The following is a 17,602-nucleotide window of genomic DNA, read 5'->3' as shown; positions in this document are numbered from 1 at the left end:
CCGAAGCGGTCCGAGCGGCCGGTCAGTCCTCGCCCACCGCCTGGGCGAACGCCGTGTTCACCGCCAGCAGGCCGCCGTCCACCCGCAGCGTCGTGCCCGTGACCCAGGCCGCGTCCCGCGAGGCCAGGAACGCCGCCGCCGCCGCGATGTCCTCCGGCTCGCCCACCCGGCCCAGCGGATAGACGCGGCTCAGCGCTTCGAGACCGGCCTCGCGGCCGGCCCATGCGCGGGTGCGGATCGTGCCCGGGTTGATCTGGTTGACGCGTACGCCGCGCGGGGACAGGTCGGCCGCCAGGGTGCGGGTCAGCGAGGCGAGGCCCGCCTTGGCCGCGCTGTAGGCGTGGTTGCCGAAGGACTGCTCGGCGTTGACGGAGCCGATGTTGACGATCGCGCCCCGGCCGGACGCGGCCAGGTGCGGCACCGCGGCGCGGGCGCAGCGGAAGGCCCCCGTCAGGCAGATGTCCAGGTCCCGGTACCAGGTGTCGTCCGGCTGGTCCTCCAGCAGCGGGGTGTCCGGGCTGCACGAGAAGGCGTTGTTGACCAGTACGTCCAGGGTTCCGAAGCGTTCGACGGCGTACGCGACGGCCGTCTCGACCGCCGTACGGTCGGCCACGTCGCAGCCGATGGACTCCGCGCCCGGGATGGACTCGGCGGTCCTGGCCGCCTGGTCCGCGTCCACGTCCGCGATCAGGACGCGGGCCCCCTCGGCGGCGAGGCGGCGGGCCGTCGCCTCGCCGATACCCCGCGCCCCGCCCGTGATCAGTACGCCGTGGTCCTCGAAACGTCGCGCGAAGTTCATATGGCCGAACGTACAGCTCTGATCAGTGCCTGCGCGCGCGGATCAGCTGTAACTCCCTTGCGCATGCCGTTCGTCACGTAACCCAGCGCGATGCCCGACTCCGGGTCGGCGAAGCCGAGCGAGCCGCCCCGGCCCGGGTGGCCGAAGGAAGTCGGGCCGAGCAGTGGCGACGCCGGGCCGTGCAGCATAAAGCCGAGGCCGAAGCGGGTGGGGACCACCAGGACCCGGTCCTGGCCCGCCGACTCCTCGGTGCGGGCGAGGGTGACCGTCGCCGGGGCGAACAGCCGGGGGCCGCCGTCGACCTCGCCGATCGTCGCGGCGTAGAAGCGGGCCAGCGCGCGGGCGGTGGAGATGCCGTTGGCCCCGGCGAGTTCGGCGGCACGGAACGCGGCGTCGTTGTGGTCCGGGAACGGGGCGATCGCCCCGAAGGCGCGGCGGCTGAGCGAGGCCGGGTCGTTGTACGCCTCCGCGACCGCGCGCTTGGGGCGCAGTGTGAGGCCGCCGCCGTCCGCCGTGGCCGGTTCGTCGACGGGGCCGATCCGGCCCACCCGGTAGGCCTCGTCCGCGGGCAGCCCGAGCCAGAAGTCCAGGGCGAGCGGGCGGGCGACCTCCTCGGCGATCCAGCGGCCGATGGTCCGGCCGGTCACCCGGCGTACGAGTTCGCCGATCAGCCAGCTGTACGTCTGCGCGTGGTAGCCGTGGTCCGTGCCGGGCTCCCACACCGGCCGCTGCGCGGCGACCGCCGCCGGTCCTGTGACGCCGTCCGCCGCCTCGGCCGGGGTGAGCGGGCGGTCCAGGACGGGCAGCCCCGCGCGGTGCGAGAGCAGTTGGCGTACGAACACCCGCTCCTTGCCCGCCGCCTTGAACTCCGGCCAGTACGTGGAGACCGGGGCGTCCAGGTCGATCTGGCCGCGCTGGTGGAGCAGGAGCACCACGGCCGCCGCCACGCCCTTGCTCGCGGAACGGACGATCTGCGCGGTGTCCACGGCCCACAGGGCCCCCTGCGGGTCATCGTCATCGACGTCGCGCGTGCCCGACCACAGGTCGACCACCTTGCGGCCGTCGCGGTAGACGGCGACCGCCGCCCCTCGCTCGCCGCGCTGCTGGAAGTTGCGTACGAAGGCGTCCTGGACCTGCTCGAAACCCTCCGCGACCGTGCCCCGGACATCCACCGCGCCTGCTGTTCCGCTGCCGCTCATCCCCCCATGGTGCAGGGTGGTCCGGACCACCCTGCCCGCGGGGCGTCCGGTCCGGCGGCGGTCAGCCCAGCGGGCCCGCCACGGTCATCGGATTGAAGCCGAACGGCAGCTCCAGGCGGTGGGCCCGCATCAGTTCCTCGTCGCTCAGCACCTCCCGCGTACGCCCGTCCGCCGCGATCACGCCCTCGCTGAGGATCACGGCGCGCGGGCACAGCTCCAGCGCGTACGGCAGGTCGTGCGTGACCATCAGGACCGTGACGTCCAAGGACCGCAGGATGTCGGCGAGTTCGCGCCGCGACGCCGGGTCGAGGTTGGACGAGGGCTCGTCCAGTACGAGAATCTCCGGCTCCATCGCGAGCACGGTCGCGACCGCGACGCGGCGGCGCTGGCCGAAGGAGAGGTGGTGCGGGGGCCGGTCCGCGTACTGCTCCATGCCGACCAGGGTGAGGGCCGAGACGACCCGCGCCTCCAGTTCGGCGCCGCGCAGGCCGGACGCCGCAGGGCCGAAGGCCACGTCCTCCCGGACCGTCGGCATGAACAGCTGGTCGTCCGGGTCCTGGAAGACGATGCCGACCCGGCGGCGGATCTCCGCGAGGTTCTGCCTGGCGACCGGCAGCCCGGCGACCGACACCGATCCCGCGCCTCCGGTCAGGATGCCGTTGAGGTGCAGGACGAGGGTGGTCTTGCCCGCGCCGTTGGGGCCGAGTACGGCGACCCGCTCGCCGCGCGCCACTGTCAGGTCGACGCCGAAGAGGGCTTGGTGGCCGTCGGGGTAGGCGTAGGCGAGGCCGGAAACTTCGAGAGATGAAGGCGCGGTCACAGCGGTCATAGGGTCCAGCCAAGCAGACAGACCGCGAGCGCGGTCACGGGGAGGGCCGCCGCGTACGTCCACTGCGCGCGGCTCGCGGTCACCTCGTCGATCACGGGCATCGTCCCCGTGTATCCGCGGCTCACCATGGCCAGATGCACCCGCTCACCGCGTTCGTAGGAGCGGATGAAGAGAGCGCCCGCGGACTTGGCGAGGACGCCCCAGTGGCGTACGCCGGTCGCCTCGAACCCGCGCGACCTGCGCGCGATGGACATCCGCCGCATCTCGTCGGTGATGACATCGCCGTAACGGATCATGAAGGACGCGATCTGGACGAGCAGCGGCGGCAGTCTGAGCCGTTGCAGTCCGAGGAGCAGGGAGCGCAGCTCGGTGGTCGAGGCGAGGATGACGGACGCGGCGACGCCCAGCGTTCCCTTGGCGAGGATGTTCCACGCGCCCCACAGGCCGGGGACGCTCAGCGAGACGCCGATGACGGTGACCTGCTCGCCGGGCACCACGAACGGCATCAGCAGCGCGAAGGCCACGAACGGGACCTCGATGAGCAGGCGCCGCAGCAGGAACGCGGCAGAGATGCGGGCCACCGCCGCGACCGCGCCGAGCAGCACCGCGTACAGGCCGAAGGCCCAGACGGCGTCGCGCGGGGTGGAGGCCACGACCAGCACGAAGCTGAAGACGGCGGCGAGTTTGCAGTGCGGGGGCAGTGCGTGGACGGGCGAGTGCCCGTGGCGGTAGAGCTTGTGCGCGTGACCCGCGCCCATCTCAGACGGACTCCTGTACGGGGGCGGGCTGGGCGTCGCCCGACGTCGTACGGCGGCGGCGCACCACCCAGAAGACCCCGCTGCCCACGGCGGCGGTCGCGCCGACGCCGATGACGCCCGCGAGGCCACCGGAGAGCCTGGCGTCCGAGACATCCTTGACGCCGTAGTCGGCGAGCGGGGAGTCGGCGGCGGCGTGGTCCTTGACCGACTTGTCGATGCCCTGGTCGGCGGCGACCTTCTCCAGGCCGTCGGGGCTGGCGGAGGCGTAGAAGGAGACGACGCCCGCGAGGAGGAGGGCGGTGCCCAGGCCGGCCAGCCAGAATGTGCGGGGTGAGCGCGCGGACGACGCGGCCACCGGCGCTGCGACAGCGGTCGGCTCGGCGTCGATCAGTTCGCCGCCGACGCGCAGCTTGAGCGGCGTGGTCAGCCCGCGCGCCCCGTACGCCAGGTCGGGCCGTACGGCGACGACCGCGCCCACCGTCAGCATGGTGATCACGGCCTCGCCGATGCCGATCAGGACATGGACCCCGACCATCGCGGTGAGGACCTTGCCCACGGGGACCTCGGTCGTCCCGCCGATCGCGTAGATCAGGGTGAACGCGCCCGCCGCGGCCGGTACGGAGACGAGCGCGGCGACGAAGGACGCGCCGGTGATCGAACGGCGGGTGCGCGGCAGCACCTTCACCAGGCCGCGGAACAGCGCGTACGCGACGACGACCGTGATCACGCCCATGACGGTGATGTTCACGCCGAGCGCGGTAAGACCGCCGTCCGCGAACAGGACGCCCTGCATCAGCAGTACAACCGCTATACACAGCACGCCCGTGAACGGACCGACGAGGATCGCGGCGAGCGCGCCGCCCAGCAGATGCCCGCTGGTGCCTGCCGCGACGGGGAAGTTCAGCATCTGCACGGCGAAGATGAACGCCGCGACGAGTCCGGCCAGGGGGGCGGTGCGCTCCGCTCCCGCCAGTGCGACAACGGAGCCGCCCGCGCCGCCGCCGGCCAGCTCACGGCGGGCGCCGCGCAGGCTGACGGCGACCGCGCCGGTGGCGACGATTCCGGCGCCCACCGAGACCGGCGCGTTGATGAATCCGTCAGGAACATGCATGGAGGGCTCCGCTTCGGACAGATGAGTAACTGTTGAATGATAGTCCCTTATTGCGAATGACTTGCAAGAGCGCACACCAGAGAAACAGAGCTGATCCTTCGGCATGAAATATGGGATATTCATAGGGCAAGTAGGACGAGTGTGAGGAGCCGGTCAATGTCCCCCGCCGTCGAAGATCACGCATTGGCCAGGATCGTCACCGACGCTCCTCAGCACCGCTCCGTGCGCGTCGCGCTCCGCTACGACCCCGCCGACGACCCACAGACCGTCCGCTTCGCCTTCCCCCGGGGCTCCGCCAGTGATCGCGAGTGGGCGTTCCCCCGTGAGCTGCTGGAAACGGGGCTGCGCTACCCCGCCCGGCACGGCGATGTCGGCATCTGGCCGTGCGGCCGGGTCCAGACGGTTCTGGAGTTCCATACCCCGGACGGCGTAGCGGTGGTGCAGTTCGACGCGAAGGCGCTCATCCGCTTCCTGCGCCACACATACGCGGTGGCCGCACCCGCCACCCGAAGGTGAAAGATGCGGCCACCGGATACCGCGGCGGCGCCCGTCCCCACGGTGCCGCCGCGTTACCGGGTGCGCCCCGCTCAAAGCGACGCCCCCGGAGTCCTGTTCCTCTAAGCCTCTGAGCCTTTGAGCCTTTGAGAACTCCCGGCGTCAGGCGCGCGCCAACGCGCGCTCCTCCTCCGACGAGTCTCCCGCTTCTCCCGAGAGCTCCTTGTGCAGCTTCTCGCCCTCCACGTCCACGTTGGGCAGCGCCCGGTCCAGCCAGCGCGGCAGCCACCACGCCTTGTGTCCGAGCAGCGCGAGTACCGCGGGCACGATGGCCATCCGCACCACGAACGCGTCGAAGAGGACCGCGATCGCCAGGCCGAAGCCGATCATCTTGATCATCTGCTCGCTGGAGGTGATGAAGCCCGAGAAGACGGCCATCATGATCACCGCGGCGGCGGTGACCACCCGGGCTCCGTGCTTGAAGCCGGTGACGATGGCCTCGGTGGGGCTCTCCCCGTGGACGTACGCCTCCCTCATCCGCGTGACCAGGAAGACCTCGTAGTCCATGGCGAGACCGAAGACGACGCCCACCATGAAGATCGGCATCATCGACATGATCGGGCCGGTCTGCTCCACGCCGAAGAGCGAGCCGAGCCAGCCCCACTGGAAGACGGCGACGACCGCGCCCAGCGCCGCGACAACGGAGAGCAGGAAGCCCAGAGCCGCCTTGAGCGGCACCAGCACCGACCGGAAGACCAGCATCAGCAGCAGGAACGCCAGGCCGACGACGAGCGCGAGATAGGGGAGCAGCGCGTCGTTCATCCGCTGCGAGAAGTCGATGTTCATCGCGGTGGCGCCGGTGACCAGTACGTCGTCGCCGCTGGCGTCCCGGATGGAGTGGACGAGTTCCTCGGTCTCGACCGAGGACGGCCGGTCCTCGGGGACGACGGTGATCATCGCCGTGTCGCCCGCCTTGTTGAGGGTGGGCTTGGTGACGTCCTCGACGCCGCCCAGTCCCTTGATCTCCTTGACGGTACGGTCGGCGGCGGCCTCGTCACCGTCGACGACCACCAGCAGCGGACCGTTGAAGCCCGCGCCGAAGCCGTCCGACAGCAGGTCGTACGCCTTGCGCTGGGTGGTGGAGACCGGCTGCGAACCGTCGTCGGGCAGCCCCATCTCCAGGGACGCGACCGGTACGGCGAGGGCGCCCAGGCCCACGACGCCGACGAGCAGTACGGCGATCGGGCGGCGGATCACGAAGCGTGCCCAGCGCGTGCCCATGTTCGGCTTGTCGCCGGTGGTCTTGCCCTTGCGTACCTTGCGGCCGAGCACTCGCTTGCCCGCGAAGCCCAGCAGCGCCGGGATGAGGGTGAGCGCGATGAGGACCGCGATCACGACCGTACCGGCCGCGGCGAATCCCATCTTGGTGAGCATCGGGATATTGACGACGGCGAGGCCGCAGAGCGCGATGACCACGGTCAGGCCCGCGAAGACGACCGCGGAACCCGCGGTGCCGACGGCCCGGCCGACCGCTTCCTCGCGTTCGCGGCCTTCGGCCACCTCGGCGCGGTAGCGGGAGACGATGAAGAGCGCGTAGTCGATGCCGACCGCGAGACCGATCATCATCGCCAGCGTGGAAGTGGTGGAGCCCAGATCCAGTACGTTCGCGAGCGCGGTGATCGTGGAGATGCCGATGCCGACGCCGATGATCGCGGTGAGCAGCGGAAGGCCGGCGGCGATCAGCGAGCCGAAGGTGATGACGAGGACGACGGCGGCGATGCCGACACCGATGATCTCGCCCACTCCGGTCTCCGGGGTGGCCTGCAGCGCGTCGCCGCCGATCTCCACGGTGAGCCCGGCGTTACGCGCCTCGGTGCCGGTCTCCTCCAGTGCCTCGCGCGTCGCCTCGGTCAGCGCCATCGAGTTGACCTTGTACGTGACCGATACGTACACGGTCCCGCCGTCCTCGGAGACGGCGTCAGAGGTGTACGGGTCGGTGACGGAGGCGACCTGCTTCGAGCCGGCCTTCAGCTCGTCGACCGCTTTGGTCACCTCGGCCTTGTGGCCCGATTCGGTCATTTTCTGACCGTCGGGGGCCTTGAATACGACACGGGCGGTCGCGCCGTCGGCGCTGCCGCCGGGGAAGCGCTCGGCCAGCAGGTCGAAGGCCTTCTGGGCCTCCGTGCCCGGTATCGAGAAGGACGAGGAGGTGGGGGTCGAGGCGGAGGCGGCGCCTACACCGGCGACCGCGAGCAGGGCCACCCAGAGCAGGGCGACGAGGCGGCGGCGCCGGAAGGCGAATCGTCCGAGTTTATAGAGGAACGTGGCCACGAGGGCGTCTCCCGGGTGGTGTGAGAGTGAGGACAGGGCATGGGGAGCCGACCCGACGGCAAGAGCGGCACGCGTCAGGTAAAGCGGTGAAGCGTGAAGCGGTGTGCTAGACGCCGAGGGCAGGGAGGACCACGGCGTCGAGGTAGTCGCTGAGGTAGGACCGGTCGGGGGCCCGGTCGTCGATCATCAGCCGCGCGAAGAACGCGCCGAACAGCATGTGCGTGACGAACCCGAGCGCGGGGTTGTCCGCGCTGACCTCGCCCCGTTCAACGGCCCGGCGCAGCAGCGTGTTGATCTCGTTGATCTCGGGCTCCATGATCAGTTCCCGCAGAGCCTTGTGGAGATCGGGGTTGTGGTGGATGGCCTGAGCCAGACCCCTTATCAGCCCGGAGTCCTTCTCCAGCTGACAGTCGTCCGTACTGTCGACCATCGCGTGGAAGTCACCGCGCAGGGAGCCGGTGTCGATGTCGCCGGCGCCCACCGGCTTGTTGTGCCTGAGCGCCTTGGCGACCAGTTCCGGCTTGCTCCCCCACTGGCGGTAGAGGGTGGCCTTGCTGGACCGGGTCCGGGCGGCGATGGCGTCCATGGTCAGAGCGTCGTAGCCGACCTCGCGCAGCAGATCGAGCACGGCTTCGTACAGCTCGGCCGAGCGCTGTGGCGTAAGCCGGGTGCGCGTCGTACTCGCCGTACTCATGGTTGCCTCACTGACGAACTGACGAACGAAACGGTTTCGTACACGTACAGCAGTACTGTAGCCGAGAGCCCCAGCGAAACGAAACCGTTTCGTACGTGTCCCCGGTCACCGCGGGCACGAGCTTCCGCATCCGAGTTGCCGGGGCCCCCGGCGGCGATAAGCATTGGGGGGTGAGTGACGACGTCTCGTATCTCCGCTTCCCGCACCTGCACAACGACCTTCTGTGCTTCGCAGCCGAGGACGATCTCTGGGTCGCGCCGCTGGCCCCGGAGGGACAACGCCCGGGCCGCGCCTGGCGCGTCACCGTCGACCGCACCCGGGTCGGCCACCCGCGCTTCTCGCCCGACGGCCGCCATATCGCGTACACGACCTGGCGCAGCCTCGACCCGGAGGTCCATCTCGCCCCGGTCGACGGCGGACCCGGACAGCGGCTGAGCTACTGGGGCTCCACGGACACCCGGGTCTGCGGCTGGACCCCGGACGGCCATATCCTCGCCGTCTCCTCGCACGGCCAGCCATTCTCGTACTTCTCCTGGGCCTACAGCATCCCGACCGACGGCACGCCCGGCGCACAGCTGCCCTGGGGCCCGGTCGCCGACATCGCCGTCCTCGACATCGACGGCGAGCGGCGCACACTGCTGCTCACCGGCAAGCCGCCGCACGAACCGGCCGCGTGGAAGCGGTACCGGGGCGGGGCGACGGGCCGCCTCTGGCTGCACGGCGAGCGGCTGCTCCCCGACCTGAACGGCCATCTGGACTGCCCGATGTTCGTCTCGGGACGGATCGCGTTCCTCTCCGACCACGAAGGCATCGGCAACCTCTACTCCTGCCGCACCGACGGAACGGATCTGCGCCGCCACACCGACCATGCCGACTTCTACGCCCGGCACGCGTCGAGCGACGGCCGCAGGGTCGTCTACCAGTGCGCGGGCGACCTGTGGATCGTCGATGATCTGCTGGTGCCGGACGCGGTGCCGCGCAAGCTGGAGGTACGGCTCGGAGGCCCGCGCGCGGGACGCCGCCGCTACCACGTGCCCGCCGCCCTCCACGTCGACGCGCTCTCGGTGGACGAGACGGGGCGGGCCAGCGCCGTCAACGTACGCGGCAGCCTGTACTGGCTCACGCACCGCGACGGCCCGGCCCGCACGATCGCGGACACCCCTGGCGTACGTGTCCGGCTGCCGGACATGCTCGGCAGCGCGGGACAGGTCGCGTACGTGACGGACGCGGACGGCGAGGACGCGGTCGAGGTCGCGTATCTGCCGCGGGCAAGCGGCGATCGCGCGCCCCGTCGGCTGACCCCGGGCTCCCTCGGCCACGTACAGGAGCTGGTGTCCGACCCCGACGGCGAGCGGATCGCGATCGCCTCGCACGACGGGCGGCTGCTGCTGCTCGACGCCACGGAGGAGTCGACAGGCGAAGCCACAGAACTGGTCCGCTCCCTCAACGGCCCGGTCCGCGATGTGGCGTTCTCACCGGACGGCGCGTGGCTGACCTGGTCGCAGCCGGGCGTCGGCCGTTCGCTCCGCCAGATCAAACTGGCCCGGCTGAGCGACCGAACGATCGTCGACGTCACCAACGGCCGCTTCGAGGACGAGAATCCCGTCTTCACACGGGACGGCCGCTATCTGGCCTTCCTCTCCTGGCGGGGCTTCGACCCGGTGTACGACGTCCACACCGGCGACCTGTCCTTCCCGCTGGGCTGCCGCCCCTACCTCGTACCGCTGTCCTCGGCGACGCCCTCGCCCTTCGCGCTGTCGCCGGACGGGCGGCCCGCGGCGGGCGGGCTCGACCCGGTGGACGAGGCCGAGGAAGGAACGACGGCGGTGACGGTCGAGATCGAGGGCCTGGAGAGCCGGGTGACACCGTTCCCGGTGGCCGCCTCCAAGTACTCGGCGCTGCGGCCGGTCAGCGGCGGCGGTCTGGTCTGGCTGCGCTGGCCCATCTCGGGCGCGCTGGGCGAGACCTTCGCCAATCCGGCGGACCCCTCGCACCGCCCCACGCTGGAGCACTACGACATCACCAAGGCGCGCAAGACCGAACTGGTCGACCATCTCGACTGGTTCACAGTGAGCGGCGACGGCGACAGACTGGTCGTCGTGGACGAGGGCGAACTGCGCGCGCTCCCCGCCACGGAGCTGGGCGACCGCGACTCGACGGTGCAGATAGACCTGCGCCGGATCCTGCACGAGGTGGACCCGGCGTCCGAATGGCGCCAGGCGTACGAGGAGGCGGGCCGCGTCACCCGCGCGTACTTCTGGGATCCGGGGATGTGCGGGATCGACTGGGACGGGGTGCTGGAGCAGTACCGTCCGCTGGTGGACCGGGTGGCGTCGCCGGACGAGTTCGCGGATCTGCTGCGCGAGGTGCTGGGGGAGCTGGGCACCTCCCATGCGTACGTCACACCCGCCCGCCGCAACGAGGGTCCGCCGCACTACCAGCGGGCGATGGGCATGCTGGGCGCGAACCTGGTCTGCCGGGACGGGAAGTGGGTGGTCAAGCGGATCCTGCCGGGTGAGTCCTCGGACTCCAAGGCGCGCTCGCCGCTGGCGGGTATGGGCGTCCACGCGGGCGCGGTCCTGACGCATGTGGACGGCCGCCCGGTGGATCCGGTGCGAGGCCCGTACCCGATGCTGGCGGCGGCGGGCGGCACGACGACGGAGCTGACGTTCCAGCCGCCGGAGGGGGAGGGCGGGCTGGCGCGGCGGGTGGCGATCACGCCGCTGATCGACGAGCGGGCGCTGCGGTACCAGGACTGGGTGACCAAACGCCGGGAGGTGGTGCGGGAGCTGAGCGACGGGAAATGCGGCTACCTGCACATCCCGGACATGGGCGGCTCGGGCTGGGCGCAGTTCAACCGCGACCTGCGTCTTGAGGTCTCCAGGCCCGCGCTGATCGTGGACGTACGGGGCAATGCGGGCGGCCATATCAGCGAGCTGGTGGTGGAGAAGCTGACGCGGAAGATCCTGGGCTGGGACCTGACACGGGACGCGCAGCCGGTCTCGTACGCGTCGAACGCACCGCGTGGCCCGGTGGTGGCGCTGGTGGACGAGATGACGTCGTCGGACGGCGACATGATCACGGCGGCGTTCAAACTGCTGAACCTCGGCCCGGTGGTGGGGAGCCGGACGTGGGGCGGGGTGGTGGGGATGACGGGCCGCCACCGGCTGATCGACGGCACGGTGATCACGGTCCCGATGAACGCGGCGTGGTTCGAGACGTACGGCTGGTCGATCGAGAACCACGGGGTGAAACCGGACCTGGACGCGCTGCGCACGCCGCTGGACTGGGCGGAGGGCCGCCACGCGCAGATGGACGACGCGGTGGAGCTGTGCCTGGACCTGCTGAAGACGCATGAGCCGTCGGTACCGCCGGGGTACGAGGACGTGCCGGACAGGCGCCGGCCGCGGCTGCCGGAGCGGGGCCCGGAGGTGTAAGACCGGTCCCGCCGGCCCCGCCGGCCCGGGTTCACCGCACCAGCACGCTCATTGTTCGCGCACTACGAGGCGCTCGGCATCGGCGGTCAGGGCGTGGTGGAGGCCGCCGGGGCGCTCTGGAAACAGCGGGAGACGACCGTGACGGCGAGCACCGAGGTTGGATCCTTTTCGTTCCGATTGTCCATCAGTTGAAGTTCCACTGCGAAGTCCCCGTCGGGCGAGTTCGCGCGCATCGTGGGCGTTTTCGCCTTGCTCTCGTCCGGGCCGTCCGAGGTGATCTTCCAGCCGTTCTTGGGGAGAGCCGTGCGCAGTGTGGCGTACGCCTTCTCCAGGTTCTCGAACGGGAGGTCGTAGAGGCTCCAGTCGTGGCGCATCCGGAGCACCTTGCCCTCGGGCTCATAGTCCTCGCAGGGCAACGGTCCCGGACCGGGCTTTGTGACCTTCCCCTTCAGCGCGATCATGTCGAGGATATGGCTGGAGGTCTTCTGCGTCCCCTCCTGCATCAGTGTGCGGTCACGCACCTCCGCCGCCTTCTTCTCCACAGTCGAACATCCCGTCAGGAGTGCGCACGCCAGGAGGACGGGCACGGCCAGTGTGAGTCGCTTAATCAAGAGTTACCTTGTCGTGTTTGCCGGCGATAACCGCCGCCTGGTTTTTCAGGCTGGTGGAGCCTGGGTCCCAGAAGGCGCCGTGGTCCTCCGCGTCGCTCTTCATGATGTTCCCCCCGAATCCTCGGTCCGTGGGGATGGTGAAGCCCTCACCATGCCCCACGAACCTGCCGCCCCACCGGACCCCCACGTCGTCGCCTCCGCCGCCCAGTGCCCAAACCCGGTCTGGCTCCAGACCCAGGTCCCGCGCGTGCTCCACCTGCATGCCGGGGCTGCCCACAGCGATGATGTCGTCTGCCAGAGGGCCGGCACCCTGGCCCTGCTGGGTGGCCACACCGACGACCGTGGAGCCGTAACTGTGGCCCATTACGGTGGTGTGTGACTTGTCGGGGCCGCCCTGTGCGGTTTCCATGCCGTTCATGAACTGGCGCAGGGTTGGTGCGCCCTCGTCCGCGTACTTGTTGCGCGTCGCCTCGGTAAGGATGGTGTCCGGCGCGTTGTAGTCGAACCAGGTGATGGTGGAGAATTTCTCGTTCGGCGCCAGTTTGCTGCCCGCCGCCCACAGGGTCTCACTGTGCTCAAGGTCGCCCTCGATGTCCGGCAACTCCGTCTTCGTTCCCGGCACATATACCGACGTGTGGTCAGCCGTGTCCGGGTTGCCGTTGGCGAGGATGACCCGGCCGTCGTCCTTCTCCCCGTCGAACTTCAGCAGATACGCCTCGGGAAGACCACTGCTCGCGTCGCGGTTGAGGCGTTTCTCGATAGCCTCCATGCCCGGCTCACGGGCCTTGAGTTCCGCCTTCCGGTCCTCGTACTTGTGGTGCCAGTCCATCCATTCCTTGCTGTACACCATGCCGCCGCGCGGACCGTGGCTCACGAACTTCGGCTTCGGCTCCGCCGGGATCGCCGCCAGCTCCAGCTCGTACTTCGCCTTCGACTCCGCGAACACCATCCGGTTGGCGTCGTCGCGGACCGTGGCCGGAATGCCGTCGAGCTGGCCCACCGAGGCCGGGTAGAGGGTCGCGTACTCGTCGCGCTGCTCCTGGGTGAGGCCCTTCCACCAGGCGGCGTTCTCCTCGGAGTTCTTGCCCTTGGGGATGTCGCTGTCGGAGGCGTACTTTCCGGCGGCCTTCTGGAGGGCCTGGGTATCCGCAGCCGCGTCCGCGAGGGTCGCGTTGTCGACGGTGAGTCCGGGGCCGGCCTTGAGCTTGGCCAGAACGCCGGAGTAGCGGCCGTCGATCTCGGTGGCCTCCCGGACGGCGGTGGCGAGAGTATTCGCGATGGCCTCGGCCCTGGCCTGGTTCGGGTTGCCGCCGGTGAGCCCCGGAGGCGTGCCGGGAGGCGTCAGCAGGGGCGGGCCCTGCCATTGCTGCAAGGGCGGGCCGAAAGGCGTACCGAACTGCGGGTCGGACGTACTGCCACCCGGCAGCGGCTTCTTGTCGATCAGGTTCTCGCCACCGGCCGGATACTCGACCGAGCCGTCAGGATGAACGGTGAACTTGAGGTTCTCGGCGGCCTCAAGGGCCTGCTTGAGATTCCTCTGCGGGGTGGCAAGCTCGGCGGCCAGCCCATTGAGGGCAGTGCGGATCAGGCCACACTCGGTGTGCAGATACTGGTAATTGCGGGACAGCTGGTCCAGGTCACCGGTCGCGGCCCCGGCCGCCTTTCCCTTCTGACTCCCGCGGATCTTCGCGAGCATCTCCCGGTCGACCCGGTCCTTGTCACTGTTGGCCCGGCTGGAGACCTTGCCCCAGCCGTCGGCCGCGTCGGTGTACTCGGCGAGCTTGACGTCGCGCAGTTGCTGCCAGGTCGGCATCGCGGATCAGCCCCCGCTCTTGGGCTGCGGGGGTACCGCGGCGGCGATCCTCTGCTGGGTGGCGGTCTCCCGCTCGCCGAAGTCCTTGCCTGCGCTCCTGAGCGCGCCTTCAAGTCGGCCGCCCTCGTCCCGCACGGCCGTCAGGCGGGTCTTCCAGGACTCCAAAATCCCGTTCAACGTATCGGACGAGGCGAACCCCGCCGTGCCGCCGGCCACGCCCTCACTCGCCGTCGTCAGATCGGTCAGCGAGGAGGAGGCAGAGGTACGCAGCTGACCGGCGACACCTCCGGCCTTGGTCCACGGCCCCTGATCGGCCTTCAGGTTCGGGCCGCCCTCACCGCCCCCGCCCGCCGAACTCGCCGAGGCCAGCGTCATACGAGCCGCGGAATCGTCCGTTCCGAACAGTTCACCCCACTTGGCGTTCAACGCCACTTACGCCCCCGGGCCCTTGATCGAATACCAAGGTGTCATCCTGGCACGCCCGCAGGGCGACACATGAGTACGCCTACTCATCTCAGGCGACCAGGCCGCTGGGCAATGTCCGAAGAGCCGGCTCGGCTCGGGCCCTCGGGGGTGAAGCCGTCCTCGCGCAGCTGCCGGTAGAGCGGGAAGGGATCCGCCTCGAAGCCCGGGTCGGCGTAGGGCAAAAGGACCGGCTGCTGGCTCAGCATGCCTCCCAAGTGCGTCTCATGTTTATATGTCCCAGTTGATCCCGAGATTCCATCGAAGGGAGCGGGTGCGATGGAACGGACCACGTGCTGTGTGGTGGGCGGCGGCCCCGCCGGAATGGTCCTCGGCCTGCTGCTGGCCCGGGCCGGCGTCGAGGTCACGGTTCTCGAGAAGCACGGCGACTTCCTGCGCGACTTCCGCGGCGACACCGTGCATCCGTCCACCCTGGCGCTGCTGGACGAGCTGGGCCTGGCCGCACGGTTCGCCCGGCTGCCGCAGCGGCGGGTGACGACGATCCAGCTACCCCTCGGCCGGGACCGTTCGCTGGTCACCGTCGGAGACATCGGCGCGCTGCGGGGCACGTACAACTACATCGCGATGGTGCCGCAGTGGGACCTGCTCAACCTCCTGGCGGACGAGGGCCGGCGAGAGCCGTCCTTCTCCGTGCGGATGAGTACCGAGGCGACCTCCTTCCTGGTGGAGCGCGGACGCGTCACAGGGGTGCGGTACCGCACGCCTGACGGCCGCACCGGTGAGTTGAGGGCCACCCTGACGGTGGCCTGCGACGGCCGGGGCTCGCTGGCACGGACGCTGCCCGAGCTGGGACTGCGGGAGTTCACCTGCCCGATGGACGCCTGGTGGTTCCGGCTGCCGCGGCGGGAGGGCGACCCGCGCGGGCTCGTGGGAGGCGTCGGCGACCGGTTCCTCACCGCCATGATCGACCGCGGGGACTACTGGCAGTGCGCCGCGCTGATCCCCAAGGGAACCGACGACCGGCGCCGCGCCGCCGGTCTCGAGCGGTTCATGGCCGATTTCACGGCCGCCGTCCCGTGGCTCACGGACCGGGCGCACGCGCTGGAGTCGTGGGACGAGGTGAAGCTGCTCGACGTACGGCTCGACCGCCTCAGGCGCTGGCACCGCCCGGGGCTGCTGTGCATCGGCGACGCGGCGCACGCGATGTCGCCGGTCTTCGGCATCGGCATCAACCTCGCCGTCGAGGACGCCGTGGCCGCTGCCCGGTATCTCATCGAGCCGCTGCGCGGGGGCCGGGTCGGCCTGCGGAACGTACAGGCCGTCCAGCGCCGCCGATGGCCGACCACGGCCCTGACGCAGGCGCTGCAGCGGACCGCTCACGCACGGGTCATCGAACCGGTGCTGGCGGGGCGCCCGCCCCTCGGCGACGCCAGGCGGGCGCAGCGGGTGGCCAAGCTACTCACCACCTCGCGGTGGCTGAACCGGGTGCCGGCGTACTTTCTCGCCTACGGCGCCGTACGCGAGCGTCCGCCGGCCGCGTCGCTGCGGTGAGCGGCAGCGCGTGGACCAGTTCGACGCGCTGCGCGCCCCGCTGGACAGGCGACGGCCGAGGCTGCGGGGGCGGAGGGAGCAGCCCTGACGACCCGGTACCGGACGCGGGGCACAGGCAGCTGAGCGAGGCCGCCAGGCAGCTGAAATGAAACCTTCCATCGCTGTGTGTCCGCCATGCTACGCACCGACAGTCGGCTGCAAAAAAGGGAGGCCGAGTGGCCAAGCATGGTGACGGCAAGGGCGGTTCCGACGGCGACCAGAAGCAGTCTCCGAAGGAGTCGGACGGTCAGTGGACGAAGCCTGTGACCAATCCGCCGAGGAAGAAGGACTGAGCCGACGTGACCTCACCCGACGAGCTCACCCGGATCCTGGCATCCAAGGAAGCCCTCCCCGAAGAGTGGGCGGCCTCGGTGCGGGCGGTGCCACGGGAGATGTTCCTCCCTGACCTGATCGAGGTCGACGACGTCCGGATCTCCAAGGACGCCGATCCCGGCCGGTGGCTGGCAGTCGTCTACGACGACGTGCCGATCACCACGCAGGTCAACGATGGGGAGCCGGTTGCGGAAGGCGCCTACCGGCTGCCGACCTCCTCCAGCTCCATGCCCACAGTCATGCTGGAGATGCTGGCGCTGCTGGATGTCCTGCCGGGCCAGCGGGTTCTGGAGGCTGGAACCGGGACGGGCTTCAACGCGGGATGGCTGTCCCACCGTCTCGGGGCGGACAGCGTGACGTCCGTGGACATCGATCCCGCTCTGGTGGCCCAGGCTTCCAGGAATCTGGCAGCCGCCGGCTACGCGCCGCACCTCGGTGTCGGGGACGCGGGCATGGGCTGGCCGGACGGTGCCCCCTACGACCGCCTGATCGCGACCTACACGGTGGCCGAGATCCCCTACAGCTGGGTCGAACAGACCCCAATAGGGCGAATTGTGGCTCCCTGGGGCGGGAGCTTCTTCTCCCACTCCTACGCGGTCCTGGACGTCACCGACGGCCGGGCGACCGGCCGGTTCACCGGGTGGCCTGCCTTCATGCGAACCCGCGTCGGCCGCCCCCACCGCGGCTACCTCTCCGACTTCTACGACCGCCAGGACACGGGGACCGAGAGCAGCACCGATATCTCCCCGCGTGCCCTCGCCGCTGACGCCGACGCGCTCTTCTTCATCGGCCTGTCCGTGCCCGACGCTTGGCACATGCTCGTTGAGGCCGACGACGGCAGTGGTGAGGCCACTTTGTGGATCTTGGCCGACGACCGCCGCTCCTGGGCCACCGTCGAGTACGCACCCGGCAAAGAGACCTACCTGGTCGACCAGTTCGGCTTCCGCAATCTGTGGGACGAAGCCGAGAGGGCCTACCGATGGTGGGAGAAGCTCGGCAACCCCACCCGGGACCAGGCAGCCCTGACCGTCGGCCCTGAGGGCCAGTCCGTCTGGCTCCACGAACCAGCAAACGTGCTGCTGCCACCGTTCCTAGACACTGAGCGGGAGTGAGTCCTGGTGCCAGGACTGCTGCTCGGTGGCGCTGCCCCGAACGGTGTTGGGCAGGCTGGTCTCCCGC

Annotated in this window: 14 protein-coding genes; 4 read left to right on the top strand and 10 right to left on the bottom strand. The window is 70.1% G+C overall.

Going from position 1 to position 17,602, the window contains the following annotated elements; translation table 11 throughout:
• Positions 1-22: 22 nt before the first annotated feature.
• The 5 genes from ACIHCQ_RS19505 to ACIHCQ_RS19485 all read right to left on the bottom strand — a co-directional run bounded on the left by ACIHCQ_RS19505 (position 23) and on the right by ACIHCQ_RS19485 (position 4,696).
• Positions 23-799: an SDR family NAD(P)-dependent oxidoreductase gene (locus tag ACIHCQ_RS19505; protein ID WP_399663612.1), complete on the bottom strand. Its 777-nt coding sequence runs from the start codon at positions 797-799 to the stop codon at positions 23-25.
• Positions 796-1,998 (bottom strand): serine hydrolase domain-containing protein, encoded by a 1,203-nt coding sequence (locus ACIHCQ_RS19500; RefSeq protein ID WP_399663610.1) that lies wholly within the window; start codon positions 1,996-1,998, stop codon positions 796-798. The genes ACIHCQ_RS19505 and ACIHCQ_RS19500 overlap by 4 nt, the downstream gene beginning before the upstream one ends.
• 61 nt (positions 1,999-2,059) lie before the next feature.
• Entirely contained in the window at positions 2,060-2,827 is a 768-nt protein-coding gene (locus tag ACIHCQ_RS19495) for an energy-coupling factor ABC transporter ATP-binding protein (RefSeq protein ID WP_399663608.1), read from the bottom strand.
• Positions 2,824-3,585 (bottom strand): cobalt ECF transporter T component CbiQ, encoded by a 762-nt coding sequence (gene cbiQ, locus ACIHCQ_RS19490; protein ID WP_399663607.1) that lies wholly within the window; start codon positions 3,583-3,585, stop codon positions 2,824-2,826. The genes ACIHCQ_RS19495 and cbiQ overlap by 4 nt, the downstream gene beginning before the upstream one ends.
• Before the next feature lies 1 nt (position 3,586).
• Positions 3,587-4,696 carry an energy-coupling factor ABC transporter permease gene (locus ACIHCQ_RS19485; RefSeq protein WP_399663605.1) on the bottom strand — a complete coding sequence of 370 codons (1,110 nt, stop codon included), beginning with the start codon at positions 4,694-4,696 and terminating at the stop codon, positions 3,587-3,589.
• A 156-nt stretch (positions 4,697-4,852) separates the two neighbouring features.
• On the opposite strand from ACIHCQ_RS19485, the gene ACIHCQ_RS19480 reads away from it, so the two are divergent.
• Positions 4,853-5,212: an SsgA family sporulation/cell division regulator gene (locus tag ACIHCQ_RS19480; protein WP_399663603.1), complete on the top strand. Its 360-nt coding sequence runs from the start codon at positions 4,853-4,855 to the stop codon at positions 5,210-5,212.
• Between the two features lie 141 nt (positions 5,213-5,353).
• Here ACIHCQ_RS19480 and ACIHCQ_RS19475 read toward each other — a convergent pair whose 3' ends face one another.
• Together ACIHCQ_RS19475 and ACIHCQ_RS19470 are read right to left on the bottom strand one after the other, a co-directional pair.
• Entirely contained in the window at positions 5,354-7,522 is a 2,169-nt protein-coding gene (locus ACIHCQ_RS19475; RefSeq protein ID WP_399663601.1) for an MMPL family transporter, read from the bottom strand.
• A gap of 106 nt (positions 7,523-7,628) precedes the next feature.
• On the bottom strand, positions 7,629-8,216 hold the full coding sequence (locus ACIHCQ_RS19470; RefSeq protein ID WP_399663599.1) for a TetR/AcrR family transcriptional regulator: 588 nt from the start codon (positions 8,214-8,216) through the stop codon (positions 7,629-7,631).
• Between the two features lie 170 nt (positions 8,217-8,386).
• Here ACIHCQ_RS19470 and ACIHCQ_RS19465 point away from each other — a divergent pair, with 170 nt between their 5' ends.
• A complete protein-coding gene (locus tag ACIHCQ_RS19465) occupies positions 8,387-11,653 on the top strand; it encodes a S41 family peptidase (RefSeq protein ID WP_399663597.1) in 3,267 nt (1,088 codons plus the stop codon).
• 86 nt (positions 11,654-11,739) lie between these two features.
• Here the strand turns inward: ACIHCQ_RS19465 and ACIHCQ_RS19460 are convergent, their stop codons facing one another.
• Genes ACIHCQ_RS19460 through ACIHCQ_RS19450 form a run of 3 tightly spaced genes read right to left on the bottom strand, consistent with a single transcriptional unit; the run spans position 11,740 to position 14,509 of the window.
• Positions 11,740-12,264 (bottom strand): hypothetical protein, encoded by a 525-nt coding sequence (locus ACIHCQ_RS19460; protein ID WP_399663595.1) that lies wholly within the window; start codon positions 12,262-12,264, stop codon positions 11,740-11,742.
• On the bottom strand, positions 12,257-14,077 hold the full coding sequence (locus tag ACIHCQ_RS19455; protein WP_399663593.1) for an alpha/beta hydrolase: 1,821 nt from the start codon (positions 14,075-14,077) through the stop codon (positions 12,257-12,259). The genes ACIHCQ_RS19460 and ACIHCQ_RS19455 overlap by 8 nt, the downstream gene beginning before the upstream one ends.
• Before the next feature lie 6 nt (positions 14,078-14,083).
• On the bottom strand, positions 14,084-14,509 hold the full coding sequence (locus ACIHCQ_RS19450) for a hypothetical protein (RefSeq protein WP_399663591.1): 426 nt from the start codon (positions 14,507-14,509) through the stop codon (positions 14,084-14,086).
• A gap of 309 nt (positions 14,510-14,818) precedes the next feature.
• Here ACIHCQ_RS19450 and ACIHCQ_RS19445 point away from each other — a divergent pair, with 309 nt between their 5' ends.
• Together ACIHCQ_RS19445 and ACIHCQ_RS19440 are read left to right on the top strand one after the other, a co-directional pair.
• On the top strand, positions 14,819-16,051 hold the full coding sequence (locus ACIHCQ_RS19445) for an FAD-dependent oxidoreductase (RefSeq protein WP_399663589.1): 1,233 nt from the start codon (positions 14,819-14,821) through the stop codon (positions 16,049-16,051).
• A 338-nt stretch (positions 16,052-16,389) separates the two neighbouring features.
• On the top strand, positions 16,390-17,535 hold the full coding sequence (locus tag ACIHCQ_RS19440; RefSeq protein WP_399663587.1) for a methyltransferase domain-containing protein: 1,146 nt from the start codon (positions 16,390-16,392) through the stop codon (positions 17,533-17,535).
• Positions 17,536-17,602: the final 67 nt, after the last annotated feature.

The organism is Streptomyces sp. NPDC052236 (assembly GCF_044548015.1).
Taxonomy (GTDB): Bacteria; Actinomycetota; Actinomycetes; order Streptomycetales; family Streptomycetaceae; genus Streptomyces.
The sequence above is the reverse complement of the archived record's forward strand: the minus strand, read 5'-3'. Positions and strand labels throughout refer to the sequence as shown.